This window comes from Citrobacter sp. wls619 (genome assembly GCF_005281345.1).
Taxonomy (GTDB): domain Bacteria; phylum Pseudomonadota; class Gammaproteobacteria; order Enterobacterales; family Enterobacteriaceae; genus Citrobacter.
The window spans coordinates 145,084-162,990 of sequence record NZ_SZXJ01000078.1 but is presented as its reverse complement, the minus strand read 5'-3'; the positions used below and the strand labels follow the sequence as shown (position 1 = coordinate 162,990).

At 53.4% G+C, this 17,907-nt stretch carries 17 protein-coding genes; 9 read left to right on the top strand and 8 right to left on the bottom strand.

Features of this window, described 5'->3' with window-relative positions; translation table 11 throughout:
• Position 1: 1 nt before the first annotated feature.
• Both FDX19_RS15470 and FDX19_RS15465 read left to right on the top strand, forming a co-directional pair.
• Positions 2 to 235, top strand: coding sequence for an excisionase (locus tag FDX19_RS15470; RefSeq protein WP_137383389.1), 234 nt, complete (start codon positions 2 to 4; stop codon positions 233 to 235).
• Positions 216 to 1,346, top strand: coding sequence for a phage integrase Arm DNA-binding domain-containing protein (locus FDX19_RS15465; protein ID WP_137383388.1), 1,131 nt, complete (start codon positions 216 to 218; stop codon positions 1,344 to 1,346). Before FDX19_RS15470 ends, FDX19_RS15465 begins: the two co-directional genes overlap by 20 nt.
• Before the next feature lie 149 nt (positions 1,347 to 1,495).
• On the opposite strand, the gene FDX19_RS15460 is transcribed toward FDX19_RS15465, so the two are convergent.
• The 7 genes from FDX19_RS15460 to xthA all read right to left on the bottom strand — a co-directional run bounded on the left by FDX19_RS15460 (position 1,496) and on the right by xthA (position 8,620).
• A complete protein-coding gene (locus FDX19_RS15460; RefSeq protein WP_137383387.1) occupies positions 1,496 to 2,803 on the bottom strand; it encodes a sulfurtransferase in 1,308 nt (435 codons plus the stop codon).
• Positions 2,804 to 2,890: 87 nt separating this feature from the next.
• On the bottom strand, positions 2,891 to 3,523 hold the full coding sequence (locus FDX19_RS15455; RefSeq protein ID WP_137383386.1) for an ATP-binding cassette domain-containing protein: 633 nt from the start codon (positions 3,521 to 3,523) through the stop codon (positions 2,891 to 2,893).
• Complete coding sequence (locus FDX19_RS15450; RefSeq protein WP_137383385.1) at positions 3,523 to 5,058, bottom strand: thiamine ABC transporter permease; 1,536 nt, start codon at positions 5,056 to 5,058, stop codon at positions 3,523 to 3,525. The genes FDX19_RS15455 and FDX19_RS15450 overlap by 1 nt, the downstream gene beginning before the upstream one ends.
• On the bottom strand, positions 5,031 to 6,200 hold the full coding sequence (locus FDX19_RS15445; protein ID WP_137383384.1) for an ABC transporter substrate-binding protein: 1,170 nt from the start codon (positions 6,198 to 6,200) through the stop codon (positions 5,031 to 5,033). The genes FDX19_RS15450 and FDX19_RS15445 overlap by 28 nt, the downstream gene beginning before the upstream one ends.
• Positions 6,201 to 6,226: 26 nt before the next feature.
• Positions 6,227 to 6,937 carry a TVP38/TMEM64 family protein gene (locus FDX19_RS15440; protein WP_137383383.1) on the bottom strand — a complete coding sequence of 237 codons (711 nt, stop codon included), beginning with the start codon at positions 6,935 to 6,937 and terminating at the stop codon, positions 6,227 to 6,229.
• A complete protein-coding gene (locus FDX19_RS15435) occupies positions 6,934 to 7,593 on the bottom strand; it encodes a TVP38/TMEM64 family protein (protein ID WP_170974388.1) in 660 nt (219 codons plus the stop codon). Before FDX19_RS15435 ends, FDX19_RS15440 begins: the two co-directional genes overlap by 4 nt.
• Before the next feature lie 220 nt (positions 7,594 to 7,813).
• The gene (gene xthA, locus FDX19_RS15430; protein ID WP_116360166.1) at positions 7,814 to 8,620 is read right to left on the bottom strand and encodes an exodeoxyribonuclease III; all 807 of its coding nucleotides are present in this window, start codon (positions 8,618 to 8,620) and stop codon (positions 7,814 to 7,816) included.
• A 444-nt stretch (positions 8,621 to 9,064) separates the two neighbouring features.
• Here xthA and FDX19_RS15420 point away from each other — a divergent pair, with 444 nt between their 5' ends.
• From FDX19_RS15420 to ves, 7 genes are all read left to right on the top strand, one after another.
• Entirely contained in the window at positions 9,065 to 10,285 is a 1,221-nt protein-coding gene (locus tag FDX19_RS15420) for an aspartate aminotransferase family protein (RefSeq protein WP_137383381.1), read from the top strand.
• Positions 10,282 to 11,316, top strand: a complete 1,035-nt coding sequence (gene astA, locus FDX19_RS15415) for an arginine N-succinyltransferase (RefSeq protein WP_137383380.1) — start codon at positions 10,282 to 10,284, stop codon at positions 11,314 to 11,316. Before FDX19_RS15420 ends, astA begins: the two co-directional genes overlap by 4 nt.
• Complete coding sequence (astD, locus tag FDX19_RS15410; RefSeq protein ID WP_137383379.1) at positions 11,313 to 12,791, top strand: succinylglutamate-semialdehyde dehydrogenase; 1,479 nt, start codon at positions 11,313 to 11,315, stop codon at positions 12,789 to 12,791. Before astA ends, astD begins: the two co-directional genes overlap by 4 nt.
• Positions 12,788 to 14,131, top strand: coding sequence for an N-succinylarginine dihydrolase (astB, locus tag FDX19_RS15405; RefSeq protein ID WP_137383378.1), 1,344 nt, complete (start codon positions 12,788 to 12,790; stop codon positions 14,129 to 14,131). Before astD ends, astB begins: the two co-directional genes overlap by 4 nt.
• Positions 14,124 to 15,089, top strand: a complete 966-nt coding sequence (gene astE, locus FDX19_RS15400; RefSeq protein WP_137383377.1) for a succinylglutamate desuccinylase — start codon at positions 14,124 to 14,126, stop codon at positions 15,087 to 15,089. The genes astB and astE overlap by 8 nt, the downstream gene beginning before the upstream one ends.
• A 348-nt stretch (positions 15,090 to 15,437) precedes the next feature.
• Positions 15,438 to 15,923 carry an ATP-independent periplasmic protein-refolding chaperone Spy gene (gene spy / locus FDX19_RS15395; RefSeq protein WP_048211888.1) on the top strand — a complete coding sequence of 162 codons (486 nt, stop codon included), beginning with the start codon at positions 15,438 to 15,440 and terminating at the stop codon, positions 15,921 to 15,923.
• A 351-nt stretch (positions 15,924 to 16,274) separates the two neighbouring features.
• Positions 16,275 to 16,850, top strand: coding sequence for an environmental stress-induced protein Ves (gene ves / locus FDX19_RS15390; RefSeq protein WP_048211887.1), 576 nt, complete (start codon positions 16,275 to 16,277; stop codon positions 16,848 to 16,850).
• A 57-nt stretch (positions 16,851 to 16,907) separates the two neighbouring features.
• On the opposite strand, the gene nadE is transcribed toward ves, so the two are convergent.
• Positions 16,908 to 17,738: an ammonia-dependent NAD(+) synthetase gene (nadE, locus tag FDX19_RS15385; protein ID WP_137383376.1), complete on the bottom strand. Its 831-nt coding sequence runs from the start codon at positions 17,736 to 17,738 to the stop codon at positions 16,908 to 16,910.
• Between the last annotated feature and the right edge of the window lie 169 nt (positions 17,739 to 17,907).

Here is a 17,907-nt window from a genome sequence, read left to right as displayed (position 1 = left end):
CATGACCGAGTGGGCGAAAGCCCACTTTAAAGAACCCCCGTGTGCCGCTACGCTTCGGGTTATTGCAAAGACAAGGCAGACCTACCCGCCAGCAATAAAACAGGGCAGGCGCTGGCTTATTGATGAAACGGCACAATTTGTAGGACTAATTGCACCCATCAAGGTATCGTCAGGGATAGATAAAAATGCCAGGGCGTTAGTTGAGAGGGTTTTAAATGGCAGCTCGACCACGTAGTTTTAATGTCTCCATTCCTAATCTTTATTGCAAGCTGGATAAGCGAACAAACAAGGTTTATTGGCAATACAAGCACCCGTCATCTGGTAAGTTCATTGGGTTCGGCACGGATGCCGACACCGCACGAACCGCCGCAGTAGAGCTAAACAGAATCCACGCAGAGCAGCAGGTAAACCAGTCTTTCGCAATACTTAACATTCGATCTGAAAAAGCAGGGCGAAAGAGTGAGATGCTTTTGTCTGCCTGGGTGGAAAGGTACTGTGAAATCCTTGATAAAAGGCTAGGCAAGGGCGACCTATCAGTGCGTACAGCCACAAGTGGAAAAAGGCTTGCAAGGCGTTTAGCTGAAAGATTCCCGCGCACTCCGATTACCGAAGTCTCAGCTCGTGAATTGTCGGCAATACTCACCGAATACACTGACCAAGATAAAAACCGAATGGCTCAGGCTCTCCGCTATGGGTGGGTTGAGGTGTTCAAAGAGGCTCAATATGCCGGGGTGGTAAATCCCGGATTCAACCCCGCAGAAGCAACAAGAAACCCCAAAGTAACCGTGTCACGACAGCGTTTGGGTATGCAGGAGTGGTGGAAGATATTCGAAGCCGCAAGCAGCTCTTATCTCAAAAATGCCATGTTGCTGGCCATGCTAACCGGGCAGCGACCAGGTGATATTGTCAAAATGAAATTTAGCGATATTTGGGATGATCACCTGCATGTTGTTCAAAACAAAACTGGCACTCAAATTGCCATACCTTTATCTATAAAAATGGAAGAGATAGGTATGAATTTACGTGAAGTTGTATCTAAATGCCGTGACTGTGTAGTTAGTAAGTATCTTGTTCATCACACAAAAAGAATGGGCGTGGCAAGCGCTGGAGATGGGGTTACAGCAAGGGCGCTTACCGACGCATTTAGCATGGTTCGCGACCGGGTGGAAATCGTTGCCTCTAAGGGCAAGACGCCGCCGACATTCTATGAGCAAAGGTCGTTATCAGGACGGGTTTATAAGCGACACGGATTGGACGTGCAGGCTTTATGGGGCCACAAAAACAAAGAAATGTCGGAAGTATATTTAGATGAGAGAGAAAAAAAATGGATCGTAATTGCGGTCTAGTTTTGGTGAGGGATTTTGGGGGAATTTTGGGGAAGGTGCCTTCCCCTTTATTAATCAGTTTCTTGCGTGTTACTGGCAATGCAAGCGGCTCAGCGTCAGGCGTAACGTATTGTGTTGCCGGATGCGCTTATCCGGCAATGATGCCAATCTTACTTGCTGCTGTCCGGACCACGTTCACCGCGGGCTACCGGGTTCTTCGGATCGCTGCTCCACTCATACCAACCGCCATCATAGACCGACACGTTTTGCCAGCCCATTGCGCGGGCGTACATAAAGGTTTCTGAGGCGCGCCAACCGGTGCCGCAATAGAAAGAGACCTGCTGATCCGGCAGAATGTTCCATTGCTTCCACATGGCGGCGATGTCGTCTGCACTGCGCATTGTGCCATCCGGATTATGGAAATCTTCCATGTGGGTGGAGTCACTTCCTGCGTGACCCCAACGAGCGCCAGCGATTTCACCTTTTGGCTTGATGTAGCTATATCCACTGGTCGTGCCGATAAACTCTGGCCACGAACGGATGCTGACCAGTGACGCATCCTGGCGATGCAGCAAGCCGCGAGCCTGCGCCATATCCAGCATCAATTGTGGTTGGGCGGGGATCGTGACGCCAAAATCCGGTTCAGGTTTGACCGTCGGCGGGGTGCCGCGTTCGACGGGTAAACCTGCGTCGGACCAGGTTTGCCAGCCACCGTCGAGCAGGCGAACATCTTTTACACCCGCATACAGCATGATTTGCGCCACGCGTGCGGCGGCGTACACATCGCGACCATACAAAATGACCGTGGTGTCGTGGCGGATACCGTGTTTAGCCAGCATCGCTTTTAGCTGTTCGTCGGAGACTTTATTCCACAGCGGTTCGCTTTCCACTTCGTTAGTGTCAATGTAGCCCGCACCCGGAATGTGGCTTAGAAGATAAAATTTTGGCGCCCCCCAGGCCGCTTCAATGACTTTCCAGTCACCAGTCGGTTTTGCGGTAACGTCTTTGCCTTGCTGAAGATCGTGTAGCCATTGTGGGTAAACCAACTGTTCGAAGTGCGGCAGACGCTGCAAGCGTGCAGGGTCCTGTAGCGCATCGCTAAGGGTCGAAATATGGTTAAAACCCACTTTTTGCAGGCGGCCTTTGACGGCTTTTACATCGCTGTCGTTGCCATACAGTGCCACTGGCGCATCGGCTTTTAACTGATGTGCCTGAACCCAGGCGGTAAGTTGTTCATCGTTCATCTTGTCGAGCCAAGCGGCAGACAGGTTCAGTGCGGAGGGTTCGTGCCCGGAAGGACCATTGAGCGACTGAGGCCAGCCGTTATAAAAAGCGCTCTGACGGGTATCGATTGCCGCGCCTTGTTTTTGCTGTAACTGGTTGAGGGTAAGCGTCTGTGCTGTTTCAGCAGCCCAGGATGAAGCGCAAGCGAGCCCTAAAGCCAGTGCCAGCGCGGTCATTTGAGAAACACGTTTCATCGAATAGCCCGACGTTGAAAAAAGAGGACGACATTCTGTGCCGTCGGTTAAGTAAAATCCTTGCGTTAACGCAGCATAACGCCACATTCACGCCCAGGAATCCATTTGTACTACCCGGCCTGCCGGGGGGACGTCTTGCATATCGTGGGTGACTTGCACCACAGGGATCCCCAGCTTCCGCACTTCGGTGAACACCCACTGGCGAAACGTATCCCGAAGTGACGCATCCAGGCGACTGAAGGGTTCATCCAGCAGCAAAGCCTGTGGTTGCGCCAGCAGGGCGCGAAGCAGGGCGATGCGTGAGCGTTGCCCCCCGGACAGCGATGCCGGGTCGCGATGATAAAAGCCCGCCAGGTCCGCACGCTCAAGGGCATGTTCCACTTCATCGCGTCTCGCCGTACCTTTCAGGTCAGCGGGTAGTGCCAGTAATAAATTTTGCCCAACACTGAAGTGATCAAACAGCAGGGCATCCTGGAACAAAATACCCATCTGGCGCTGCGCGGTAGGTAGTGTGTCAATGCGCCGTTCATTGAGCCATAGTTGACCGGAGGCACGAAATTGATCGGGGAGCGCACCAATCATCCACGAAAATAGTGAAGACTTGCCGCTTCCTGAAGGCCCCATAATAGTGACGATGTCACCTTTATTGACCTGAAGGTTGACGCCCGTCAGCAGGGGCGTTGACCCCAGGTACAGGGAAACATCTTGCACTATGAGCATTAGCGGAGTCCTTGTCGAAAGCGGCCAGCCAAGGCGGAAAGCGAGGCTGCGAGTGCGAAAACAACCAACGGTAACAGCAATTGCCATAGCGCCTGTGCCGCCAGAATAGCGGTGCTGCCACCGCTGCTTAATGCTACGGCTTCGGTCGTGAGTGTGGGATAACGACCTGCGCCCAACCATAATGTTGGCATGTACTGGGCAATACTAACCGAAAATCCTACGGCGAAAGCAATCAGTGCCGGGCGCAGCATCAACGGGCATTTTACCTGCCAGAAAATGCGGTTTTGTGTCCAGCCCAGCGTTTGCGCAATCACAATAAGGCGCGAGTCAATACGCTGCCATGCAGGTTTAAGCACAAACAGCATCCACGGTGTTACCCACAATAAATGCCCCCAGACCACCGTGATGAACTGGCCATCCTGTTGGGCATATAGCGCCAGCGTATATTGGCCGGTGACCAGCGGTAACGCGGGTAAGATAATGGGCAACCAGACCCAACGGGGTCCGGTTTGTGGCCCCCATTCCAGCCATATCAACAGTGTGACCAGCGCAAGTGTACTGGCCAGCATCCCCATTTGCAGGCTGTTGATCAGCGCATCTCGGTTCAGCGATGAGTATTCTGCCATCAGGAGCAGAACGACTGCGCACACAACGCCGCTGATGGGCAGAAGTTGGATCAGCGATCGTCCGGCTGTACAGGATGAGAACTGCAGGCGTACACCGCTGATTGCTGGAATTGTGCGTCGCCAGCCGCGCCAGAGCAGATAGCCCACCAGCGCAAAAATGACCAGTAACAGCACCAGCAGTAAACTGGCGAGCGCACCTTTTGTCTGCTGGTCGGCGTCGCCCTGGCTTAACCATTGCCAGCTCAACACCGCGAGTGTTGGCGGGTTGCCGGGCCCAAGGACGATCGCGACATCCACGACGGAGAGCGACCATGCGACAATCGCCAGCATAACTTTCCCTAGCGCTGGCGCGATAGAGGGCAGTACCAGCCAGTTCAGACACTGCAACCGGCTGTAACCCAGTGAGTCCAGCACGATGACCTGCTGCGACAGCTGCTTTTCACTCAATAAAGCGGAAAGGATCCAGAGCAAAAAAGCGCTTTCTTTCACCGCCAATGTGATGCCCAGACCCACACCGTAGCGGTCCAACAGTGGGCTGAGAAACGGCAATAGACGGTAGAGCATGCCGCCTTCGGCGAAAAGTAACAGCATGCTGGTGGCAAACGCAATGTGCGGAACCGCCAGCAGCCAGGGGAGGCGAGTACAAAGCCGCGCCCATCCAGCGCCGGGCCAGAATGCAAGGACGGTTAGCAGGGCGATACCGAGCGCACCAGTGGCTGCTAGCGTGACAGAAACCAGTGTCGCCAGTAACGCTTGCAGGAGTTGGGGATCGGCAAACAACGCCAGCCAGTGTGCAAGGGAAAGCGCTGGCGCAATTAGCGTAAAAGCCGCAGGGACCAGCGGCAAATAGATTGCCGCCATGCAGGCCCAGAGCAGCAGAATTAATGCGTACCGTAACGGCGTAGCCATTCTTGTTCCAGTGCATTTACCCAGGCTGCGTGTGGCTCAGGCAGGACTGCGGGGAGTCCTTGCGGGATTCGAGCCAGTAGCGCTTCCCGCTGTTCGGCTGGTAATTTTTGGGGGGCAAGCACTGAAGGATCGCCCCAAAAGGTGGGGTCGGCTTTGCGGAGCTGCGCTTCAGGCGAGAGCAGGAAGTTAGCCACCACTTTCGCCCCGGCACTGGCACGCGCATTCGCGGGAATGGTGACAAAATGCACATTGCCCAACATGCCCTGAGAGAAGCCAAAACTATAGCTATTTTTCGGTAACTCGCCGCGAGCGATTTTTTGCTGTGCATGCGCAGGGTTAAAGGTTAACGATATCCGCAGTGTGCCGCTATTCAGCAGGGCATCCATGCGGGCAGGCGTAGGGGGAAAGTCTTTCCCTTCTCTCCACAGTGCGGGATGTAAAGCATCAAGATACTGCCACAAAGGGGCGGTAACCTCGGCGAACGTGGCTGCATCGGGCGCGCTTTTCAGTGCTTGTGGTTTTGCGGTGAGCGTAATCAGCAACTGTTCGAGAAAAGCGGTACCGGTAAATTCGGGTGGGCGCGGATAGGTCACCGTGCCGGGATGCGCTCGCGCAAATTCCAGCAGTGCCTGCGCAGAGCGAGGGGGCTGTTCTGTGATATCCCGATTGGCGATAAAGGTTAACTGCGCGCCACCCCACGGAGATTCGGCGCCCTCTGTGGGAATGGCGAAGTCTTCAGTCACCGGTTGTTGGGTATCCACGTAACGCCAGTTGGGCAGCATTTGCGCCCACTGCGTTTGCAGCAGACCAGCGTCTTTCAGGGTGCGAAAATTCTCGCCATTGACCCACAGGAGATCAACCGAACCACCTGTTTTACGCCCTGATGCCGCTTCGGTCTGGATGCGTTTTACAGCATCGGCGGCATCCGCCAGACGGACAATTTTCAGGTTAATGGCGTAGTGTGTTTTCATCTCACCGCTCACCCAGTCGAGATACTGATTAACGGCGTTATCGCCTCCCCAGGCGTTAAACCACACCGTCTGACCCCGGGCGTCGTTTTTGATTTGCTGCCAGTTATCACTCTGCGCAAAGGTTGTCAGCGGAGAGAGCAGCAAACCCAGGCACAATAAACAGTAACGCATAGTATCTCCAGTCGTTTATGGAGGCTTCAGGAACGCTTCCTGTGCCGCTCAAGATAAAGGCCTCTTGCCACTGAAATCACGACACTCAGGGCAAACAGAATAGACAGCCCGGTCACGAACCAATATGTGCCGCCGGTCAGCAGGCTACCAGCCCATGAGTAAACGATAGTGGCAGGCAACTGGCCAATACCGGTGGCGATGAAAAAATGACGAAAGCGGATGGACGTCAGGCCGGCGGCGTAGCTGACCGGATCGAAGGGAACGAAAGGTAACAGGCGGCAGACCAGAATGGCGTGTTTACCGTAGCGCTCAAAAAAGGCGTCCATATTTTTTAGCACCGTTTTACCGGTTAATCTTTCTACCGCGCTGCGCCCGAACATCCTGGCGATAAAAAAGCAGAGTGCTGCACCCGCCATCGCACTGGCCCAGGAGAGAACACCGCCCCAGAATGCGCCAAACAATGAGGCATTTGCAAAGGTGATCAGGAAGGCCGGAAGCGGGGCGATGATCGCCTGTAAAATCATCAGGAAGAACGATACGACCGCGGCCTGGGGACCCCAGGAACGAATGAAATTTTCAAGCGCATGCTGATCAAGCGTGGTAAACGCAGTCAGGCTCTGCGTGAGAAAGTCTCTCACGCCGGGCAGCCATGCCCACGCCATTAACGCGACAACCAACAGGGCAATGAACCCAGCCCGGCAACACTTTCTGATATTCGTTCTATTCAGTGTTCTCATTTACCGGCAAGCTCTCGATTTGCAGAGGGGTCGATATGTTTATACCGGGCCCAGGCCTTTGCCGCCTGCACGAGGGCAAACAAGGCAAAGCCTGCAACACTGAGTTTAACGATAAACGCCCAGGTGATGCCTTCACTGGCGAGTTCGTGTGACATCAGCGTATAGATAAAGATACCGGGTAACGTGGTGATAGCTGAAATCAGTGTAAATGACCAGAACGGAATGGCCGTCAGTCCGTACGCATAGTTTTGAATATTATAAGGAAACAGGGGAACGAGGCGGGTCAGGATCAAAAAGTCGATACCGCTATGGGCAATGCCTTTTTCGATCGCCTGAAACGTCGCTGTATGCCCGACGTGTTTCAGTAATAGTTCCCGCCCAAGCCAGCGTGCCAGTAAAAATGATAATGCCGAGGCAACGGTTGCGGCCAGTAAAGAGATGAGCGTGCCAACCAGTGGGCCGAAAAGGATACCGCCGACAATCACCAGAATACTGCCGGGTATCAGGCACAGCGCCGCGACGATAAAGAGCAGAATATAAAGCGCGTAGCCGAACAACCCGCTTTGGCGGATGACATCTTGTAAATGATGGAGATTGGTTATCAGGTCAGACAGACCAAAATAGTGGAAAACCCCAGCCAGGGCGCAGAATAGCACTGCCACAATCAGCAGTCGGTATTCTGCCTTATGCGAACTTCTTTTTCATGGGGGGTCTCCTGTAAATCCGTGGGCAATGAAGCGTTTTCACCAGCGAAAAGTGCGCGCGAAGATATATTAAAATCCCGCTCGCAACAATGTATTACCGTCGCTTTATTGATTTTGCACAGAATATACTGACTCTCCAGGCGAGGCCCGGAGAGCGAAAAAATGCAGATAATTAGACGCGGAATTTTGCCCACACTGGCGCGTGGTCGGACGGTTTTTCCATGCTGCGGATCTCATAGTCGATACCCGTTTCTTCGCAGCGTTCCGCCAGCGGATTGCTTGCCAGCAGCAGGTCAATACGCAGACCACGGTTATCGTCGAAGCCTTTCGAGCGGTAATCAAACCACGAGAACTGGTCGTTTTTATCAGGATGCGCGTGACGATAGGTGTCCACCAGCCCCCAACCTAACAGACGTTCCATCCACTCACGTTCTTCCGGCAGGAAGGAACATTTTCCGGTACGCAGCCAGCGTTTGCGATTCTCTTCGCCGATGCCGATATCCAGGTCGGTTGGGCTGATATTCATATCACCCATGATCAGCACCGGATTATCGCGTTTCAGCTCCGTCTCAAGATAGTTTTGTAAGTTCTGATAGAACGCCGCTTTCGCCGGGAATTTGGTTTCATGGTCGCGGCTTTCGCCCTGTGGGAAGTAGCCGTTGATGACGGTGATGTTGCCAAGCGGAGACGGGATCTCCGCCATAATGATACGGCGCTGAGCCTCTTCGTCATCATTCGGGAAACCACGGCGCACTGCAATCGGTGTCTCTTTGGTCAACAGTGCCACGCCGTAATGGCCTTTCTGTCCGTGATAGAAAACGTTGTAGCCCAGTTTTGCTACCTCTTCGAGCGGGAACATATCGTCGTGAACTTTTGTCTCCTGTAAGCCAATAACATCCGGTTGGTGTTTTTCGACAATGGCTGCCAGTTGATGAGGACGGGCACGCAGGCCGTTGATATTAAAAGAGACAAATTTCATAGTCGCTGCCACTTTGTAAGATGAATAGTGCAAGGATGGTAGCAGAATTTCGACGAACTGACTGCTTCTTGTCACCTGATTCCAACAATGATTGCTAATGGTGTTAACGATGGAGCAAAAACTGCACCGTTTTGGCGCGAAGCGCGTCGCTATGGGGCAATAATTTCCGATAAATTTCGTATACGATCACAATTCCAGAATTATATTTGGCGACTGAATAAAATTGCGGTTTTTCCTCTATTTAGTCCGCTGATGCGCAAACATATTCACTTTATATGCACATATGGTGAATATCGCTGTGCTGTAACTTGTTGATATTCCGTTCTCAGACCCCGTTTATGCACTTTTTCCGCTGGCTGGCACGAACCCTGCAATCTACATTTACACCGCAAACACTATATTTATTAACATATAAATAACCTTTTATTTACCGTTGAGGTCGCTATGTCTCTGTCAGTTACGCGTGAAAATTTTGATGAATGGATGATGCCTGTCTATGCCCCAGCGCCTTTTATTCCGGTGCGCGGTGAAGGTTCACGTCTGTGGGATCAACAGGGTAAAGAGTATATCGATTTCGCGGGAGGCATTGCGGTTAACGCACTGGGGCATGCACATCCGGCATTGCGTGAGGCATTAAATGACCAGGCCAGCAAATTCTGGCATACCGGCAACGGTTACACCAACGAACCGGTATTGCGTCTGGCGAAGACACTTATCGACGCGACGTTTGCTGAGCGGGTTTTCTTCTGCAACTCCGGCGCGGAGGCAAACGAAGCTGCACTAAAACTGGCGCGTAAATTTGCCCACGATCGGTTTGGCAGCCAAAAAAGCGGCATTGTGGCATTTAAAAACGCCTTCCACGGTCGCACGCTGTTTACCGTCAGTGCCGGGGGGCAGCCAGCCTATTCACAGGATTTCGCACCACTGCCGCCGGATATCCGTCATGCGGCGTATAACGATCTCGACTCCGCCAGCCAATTGATCGATGACACCACCTGTGCGGTTATTGTGGAGCCAGTGCAGGGGGAAGGTGGCGTCGTACCGGCAACCACCGCGTTTTTACAGGGGCTGCGTGAATTATGCGATCGTCATAATGCGCTGCTGATTTTTGATGAGGTACAGACCGGCGTTGGGCGTACCGGCGAACTGTATGCCTATATGCACTACGGTGTGACACCAGACCTGCTGACGACGGCCAAAGCGCTTGGCGGTGGATTCCCTATTGGCGCTTTATTGACCACCGAACGTTGCAGCAGCGTGATGACCGTGGGCACTCACGGCACAACTTACGGCGGAAACCCATTAGCCACTGCCGTGGCGGGTAAGCTGCTGGACATTGTTAACACGCCGGAAGTCCTCAATGGTGTTAAACAGCGTCATGACTGGTTTGTGGAGCGTATTAACGCCATTAACGAACGTTTTGGGTTGTTTAGTGAAATCCGTGGTCTTGGGCTGTTGATCGGCTGTGTGCTAAATGCGGAATTTGCCGGAAAAGCGAAACAGATCTCGCAAGAAGCGGCCAATGCAGGCGTGATGGTACTGATTGCTGGCGCTAACGTGGTGCGTTTTGCGCCAGCGCTAAACGTCAGCCAGGAAGAGGTGGCAACCGGGCTCGATCGTTTTGCGCTGGCATGCGAACGCATTAAAGCAGGAGGTTCATCATGATGGTGATCCGTCCCATTGAACACGCGGATATCGCCGCGTTAATGCAGCTTGCCAGTAAGACCGGCGGTGGGTTGACGTCATTGCCCGCAAATGAAGCCACGCTGGCGGCGCGTATTGATCGTTCGTTGAAAACCTGGCAAGGCGAGTTGCCTAAAAGCGAGCAGGGCTACGTTTTTGTATTGGAAGACAGTACCACCGGAACCGTGGCGGGGATTTGTGCGATTGAAGTGGCGGTAGGGCTTAACGATCCCTGGTACAACTATCGTGTTGGCACGCTGGTTCATGCTTCGAAAGAGTTGAATGTCTATAACGCATTGCCGACGCTGTTTCTCAGTAACGATCACACCGGAAGCAGCGAGCTTTGTACCCTGTTTCTCGATCCGGACTGGCGTATAGAAGGTAACGGCTATTTGCTGTCGAAGTCGCGCTTTATGTTCATGGCGGCGTTTCGTGACCGTTTTAACGAAAAAGTCGTTGCTGAGATGCGGGGTGTCATTGATGAACACGGTTATTCGCCATTCTGGCAAAGCCTTGGCAAGCGCTTTTTCTCGATGGAATTCAGCCGCGCAGATTTTCTCTGTGGCACCGGACAAAAAGCGTTTATTGCAGAGCTGATGCCTAAACATCCTATATACACCCACTTCCTGTCGGAAGAAGCGCAAAGCGTGATTGGCGAAGTGCATCCCCAAACGGCGCCAGCCCGTGCGGTGCTGGAGAAAGAAGGGTTTCGCTACCGCAACTACATCGATATTTTCGACGGCGGGCCGACGCTGGAATGCGATATCGACCGGGTACGCGCTATCCGCAAAAGTCGACTGGTGGAAGTGGCTGAAGGTCAACCTGCACCGGGCGAATATCCTGCCTGCCTGGTGGCTAATGAAAATTATCAAAACTTCCGCGTCATGTTAGTGCGTGCCGACCCGAATACCCAACGACTGGTGCTGACGGCAGCGCAACTGGACGCCCTGAAATGCCACGCGGGTGACCATGTACGTTTTGTGCGCCTTTGTGCGGAGGAGAAAGCAGTATGACATTATGGATAAACGGTGACTGGGTGACCGGGCTGGGTGCACGACGGGTGAAAACGAACCCGGTGAGCGGGGATGTGCTGTGGCAAGGCAATGATGCCGATGCGACTCAGGTAGCACTGGCATGCCAGGCGGCGCGGGCCGCTTTTCCGGGCTGGGCGAAACAGGCTTTTGCCGCCCGCCAGGACATTGTCGAGAAATTCGCGACGCTGCTGGAGAGTAATAAAGCAGAACTGACGGCGATCATTGCACGGGAAACCGGCAAGCCGCGTTGGGAAGCTGCAACCGAACTGACGGCGATGATCAATAAAATTGCCATCTCCGTGAAGGCGTATCACACCCGTACCGGTGAACAGCATAACGCGCTGCCAGATGGCGCAGCGACGTTACGTCATCGCCCACACGGTGTGCTGGCCGTGTTTGGCCCGTATAACTTCCCCGGTCATTTACCCAATGGTCATATCGTTCCGGCGCTGTTGGCTGGCAATACGCTCATTTTTAAGCCCAGCGAGCTGACGCCGTGGACCGGTGAGGCGGTGATCAAACTGTGGGAACAGGCGGGATTACCGCCGGGCGTATTGAACCTGGTACAGGGGGGGCGCGAAACAGGACAGGCACTGAGTGCACTGGACGACCTGGATGGCCTGCTGTTTACCGGTAGCGCCAATACGGGTTATCAGCTGCATCGTCAGCTATCTGGCCAGCCGGAAAAGATCCTCGCGCTGGAGATGGGCGGGAACAACCCGCTGATTATCGAGAACCCCGAAGATATTGATGCGGCGGTACATCTGACTATTCAGTCAGCATTTGTTACAGCCGGGCAACGGTGTACCTGCGCCCGTCGTCTGCTGGTTAAAAAAGGGGCGCAGGGCGATGCGTTTCTGGCGCGGCTGGTGGACGTCAGCCAGCGTTTAATGCCGGGCAACTGGGATGCACAACCGCAGCCGTTTATTGGCGGGCTTATTTCTGAACAGGCCGCGCAACATGTTTGTGACGCCTGGCAACGCCTTGCAGCGCAGGGAGGGCGAACCCTGTTGGCACCGCGCCAGGTACAAGCGGGAACTTCACTGTTGACCCCCGGCATTATTGAACTGACCGGCGTGGCGAATGTCGCGGATGAAGAGGTTTTCGGCCCGCTGCTCGGTGTCTGGCGTTATGACAGCTTTGATGATGCGATTCGCATGGCCAACAATACCCGCTTTGGTTTGTCGTGCGGGCTGGTTTCGCCGGATCGCAATCAGTTTGACCAATTGCTACTGGAAGCTCGTGCGGGCATCGTCAACTGGAATAAACCGCTAACCGGCGCAACAAGCACCGCGCCGTTCGGTGGGATTGGCGCCTCAGGCAACCATCGCGCCAGTGCGTGGTATGCCGCAGATTATTGCGCCTGGCCGATGGCGAGCCTGGAATCTCCAACCCTGACGCTGCCGACAGCGCTTAGCCCAGGACTCGATTTTTCATGCGAGGATAAGCCATGAAAGCGCGCGAAGTAAATTTCGACGGTCTGGTGGGACTGACTCACCACTATGCGGGGTTGTCATTTGGCAATGAGGCCTCAACCCGACACCGTTTTCAGGTGTCGAATCCCCGTCTGGCGGCGAAGCAGGGTCTGCTAAAGATGAAAGCGCTGGCGGATGCGGGATTTGCTCAGGCGGTGATCCCGCCCCACGAGCGGCCTTATATTCCGGTTCTGCGTCAGTTGGGATTTAGCGGCAGTGACGAACAGGTGCTGGAGAAAGTGGCGCGTCAGTCGCCTCACTGGCTCTCCAGTGCCAGTTCCGCTTCGCCGATGTGGGTGGCGAATGCGGCCACGGTCTGTCCTTCGGCAGATTCGCTGGACGGGAAAGTGCATCTGACCGTCGCCAACCTGAATAACAAGTTTCACCGTTCGCTGGAGGCTCCGACCACGGAAGCGTTGCTAAGCGCGATCTTCCGCGATGAGAGCCGCTTTACGGTCCATAGTGCATTGCCACAGGTTGCGTTACTGGGTGATGAAGGTGCGGCTAACCACAACCGCCTCGGCGGTGATTATGGAGATCCCGGCGTGCAGGTGTTTGTCTATGGTCGTGAAGAGGGCAACGGCGCGCAGCCGAAGCGTTATCCGGCGAGGCAATCGCGTGAGGCCAGCGAAGCTGTTGCGCGCCTGAATCAGGTGAACCCTAAGCAGATTATCTTTGCTCAGCAAAACCCGGATGTTATCGATCTTGGGGTGTTTCATAACGATGTTATTGCGGTATCAAATCGTCAGGTGCTGTTTTGTCATGAATTGGCGTTTGCCAACCAGCAGGCGTTGTTACAGCAGTTGCGTAGCCAGGTGGCGGGATTTACGGCGCTGGAAGTTCCCCTGGCGGAAGTGTCAGTGCAGGATGCCGTGGCAACGTATCTGTTTAACAGCCAGCTACTCAGTCGTGATGACGGTTCAATGATGTTGATCTTGCCGCAGGAATGCCGGGAGCATGCAGGGGTATGGCATTATTTAAACCGTCTGCTTGAAGATGACAACCCGATTGACGATCTACGGGTATTCGATCTGCGCGAAAGCATGTCCAACGGTGGTGGCCCGGCGTGTCTGCGCCTTCGGGTCGTGTTAACCCCACAGGAGCAACAGGCGGTGAACCCGGCGGTTCTCATGAATGATGTGCTGTTTAACACGCTGAATAACTGGGTTGATCGTTACTATCGCGATCGCCTTACCGCAGCCGATCTTGCTGACCCGCAGTTGCTGCGCGAAGGGCGTGAAGCATTGGATACGTTGACACAATTACTCAAGCTCGGTTCGGTGTATCCCTTCCAGCAGGAGCGTACACGTCATGGATAATTTTCTTGCGCTGACGCTTGCGGGGGACTCGCCAGATACCTCCCGGGGGAAAGTTCACGGTTTTGACTGGCAATGGATTGGGCATGGCATGCTGGAACTGACGCCGGTTGCTCCGGTTGAGCGTTCGCTGGTTTTGTCTGCGGGCATTCATGGTAACGAAACCGCACCAGTAGAAATACTGGATACATTGCTGTCCGGGTTGTTTAGCGGCACGCTGCCGCTGACATGGCGGCTATTGCTGATCCTGGGCAATCCGCAGGCGTTAGCTGCGGGCAAACGCTATTGTCATAGCGATCTGAACCGTATGTTTGGCGGTCGCTGGCAGCTCTTCGATGAGAGCGGTGAAACACGGCGTGCCCGCGAGCTTGAACGGTGTCTGGAAGATTTTTACGCGCGGGCAAAGGCACCTGTTCGCTGGCATCTCGATCTCCACACGGCTATTCGCGGGTCACATCATTTGCGTTTTGGCGTGCTACCGCAGCGTGATGTGGCATGGGATGAGGCGTTTCTTCACTGGCTGGGGGATGCGGGGCTGGAGGCTCTGGTTTTCCATCAGGCGCCAGGCGGAACGTTTACCCATTTTAGTGGGGAGCATTTTGGCGCGCTGGCCTGCACGCTGGAGTTGGGCAAGGCGCTGCCGTTTGGGCAAAACAACCTGTCACAGTTTGCTCATACTGCGCAGGCGCTGGCAATGTTGTTGACAGGCAGACCCGTAGCGGCAGCTGAGACGCCGCCGTTACGCTATCGCGTGGTCGCGCAAATTACACGGCGCAGCGACGATTTCATTCTCTACATGGACAACCAGACGCTAAACTTTACCGCGTTTAAAGAGGGAACCGTGCTGGCTCAGGATGGCGATGAACGTTTTATCGTCACCCATAGCGTTGAATATGTTCTCTTTCCTAATCCAAATGTGGCCTGTGGTTTACGCGCGGGACTGATGCTGGAAAGGGTGTAAAAGATATATCCGCCCTCGGGTTAATCTCTGAGGGCTTATTTTTGCGTGCTGTTTATATTTATTACGGATTATTCCTGGTAAGTTGCTTTCTTAATAACCAGAGTTCAGGTATAGTTCTTCATAATCCTTTCAAAATCATCCTGTTGTAATTTTTTATTTCAACTCTCCGCAATTTATTCTTTTTTTCTTCATAATTGATGAAAGTTTGTTTTTTACACTTTCATTGTTTTACCGTTGCTCTGATTAATTGACGCTTGAGCCGGTAAAGTTAATCCCGTCAACACGACATCACATTGCATAAGCATCGCATGAATGTCGTCAGAATAACTGAAAGGAAGGATAGAAATTATGCGTAAATTGACTGCTCTGTTTGTTGCCTCTACCCTGGCGCTGGGCGCTGCAAACCTGGCTCATGCCGCTGACGCTACCACAGCCGCTCCGGCAGATGCCAAACCGATGATGCACCACAACGGTAAGTTTGCCCCGCATCATGACATGATGTTTAAAGACCTGAACCTGACCGATGCACAGAAACAGCAGATCCGCGACATCATGAAAGGTCAGCGCGATCAGATGAAACGTCCTCCGCTGGAAGAACGCCGTGCAATGCACGATATCATCGCCAGCGATAGCTTCGATAAAGCGAAAGCTGAAGCGCAGATTGCGAAGATGGAAGAGCAGCGCAAAGCTAACATGCTGGCGCATATGGAAACGCAGAACAAAATTTATAACATTCTGACCCCGGAACAGAAAAAACAGTTTAATGCCAATTTTGAGAAGCGTCTGACAGAACGTGCAGCGCAGAAAGGTAAAATGCCACAGGCTGCCGAATAATCGGTAGGCGTCTATACTCAATCATTCACGCTGTGTCGGAGCAGATTGCCCCAGACAGCGTGAAAAAAACTCAAGACCGCCGGCCTTGTCCACAACACGTTTAACGATGTGGGCAGGATCGGCGGTTTTTTCTTTCCTACCTATTGCACCGCGCTTCGGACACGTTATGCTCCTGAAGCCCGCGAAAATGCTACCTGGATCAGCGCGTTAAACTTTCTTGCAAAACGCCATGGTCATCGCTAAGGCAAATCAACTCTGCTGCCGATAACAACGAGTAGGGTGAATGATAACAATGATGATTTGGCTGCCTGATGACGGCATGTCGGCGCACGGTGCCTTTCTGGAGGGATGATGGAGTACTTTGATATCCGCAAAATGCCGGTTAATCTCTGGCGTAATGGTGCGGGAGAAACGCGTGAAATATGTTGTTTTCCGCCAGCAACGCGCGACTTTCACTGGCGGGCGAGTATTGCCTCCATTGCTGCGAACGGCGAATTTTCACTCTTCCCCGGCGTTGAGCGCGTTATTACGCTGCTCGAAGGGGGAGAAGTCACGCTGGAAGGCGCTAACACGCTACCGCATACGCTAAAACAGCATCAGCCTTTTACTTTCGCCGGTGACCGTGTGGTAAAAGCGAAGCTGACGGAAGGGCAGATGTCGATGGATTTTAATATCATGACCCGTCGGGATGTTTGCCAGGCGAAAGTTCGTGTGGCTGACCGGACGTTTACGACCTTTGGTTCGCGTGGCGGCGTGGTATTTGTGATTAGCGGAGCCTGGCAACTGGGGGATAAGTTGCTGACGGCTGACCAGGGGGCGTGCTGGCATGACGGTAAGCATACGTTGCGACTGTTGGAGCGCGAGGGGAAGTTGTTGTTCAGTGAGATTAACTGGAAGCCTGGTTTTTCGCCTGATTCGGTGCAATGACGTCGTTTGGGCCGGATAAGCCCTTTTGTGGTTATCCGGCACGGGTAAATCAGCGAATTACGCTTTTTTCCAGAAGTCGTCAAACACCGTAATCGGAGGGCGGCGTTTGTGTTCTGTCTTCACGTACCAGCCTTCAATTTTCTTCGCAACGTCGGCATCCAACGTTTTTCCTTCCAGATAATCGTCAATGTTGTCGTAGGTAACGCCTAATGCGGCTTCATCGGGCAGAGAGGGACGATCGTCTTCGAGGTCGGCGGTTGGCGCTTTGTTGTATAAATGCTCAGGGCAACCTAATGCCGCAAGAAGCTGCTTACCCTGACGCTTGTTGAGGCGGAATATTGGGTTAATGTCCGTACCGCCATCGCCATACTTAGTAAAGAATCCGGTAATGGCTTCTGCGGCGTGATCGGTACCCACGACAACACCGCTGGTCATTCCGGCGATACTGTATTGTGCCTTCATACGCTCGCGGGCTTTTTCATTGCCGCGCACGAAATCACTCAGTTCAATACCTGCGTCTCGCAATGCCTGCTCGCTGGCCAATACTGCGCCTTTGATGTTGACGGTGAGTACACGGTCAGGTTGTATGAACGCGATCGCGTCCTGACAGTCCTGTTCATCGGCCTGCACACCATAAGGCAGGCGCACGGCAATAAACTGTAACGCATCGTTACCCGTTTCTTCGCGCAACTCAGAAATCGCCATTTGGCATAACTTTCCGGCCAGGGTGGAGTCCTGCCCACCGCTAATCCCTAACACCAGTGATTTAAGGAAAGGGTAGGTTTTGAGGTACGATTTCAGAAAATCCACGCTGCGGCGAATTTCCTCTTCTGCATTAATGTGTGGTTTGGCGCCAAGTGCCCGGATTATCTCTTGCTGCAGAGTCATTTAACCCCCTCCAAAAAATGAAATGATCAAAAATAACGATGTGTTAAAGCTAACGCGTTGACGCCCAAACGACAAGGGATGCAGCCGGATATAACATCATTTTGTTTTGATAGAATTTTCTGAAATGACCTGAGTATCCACTGACAGCTTGAAAAATGCGTTGTTGTGC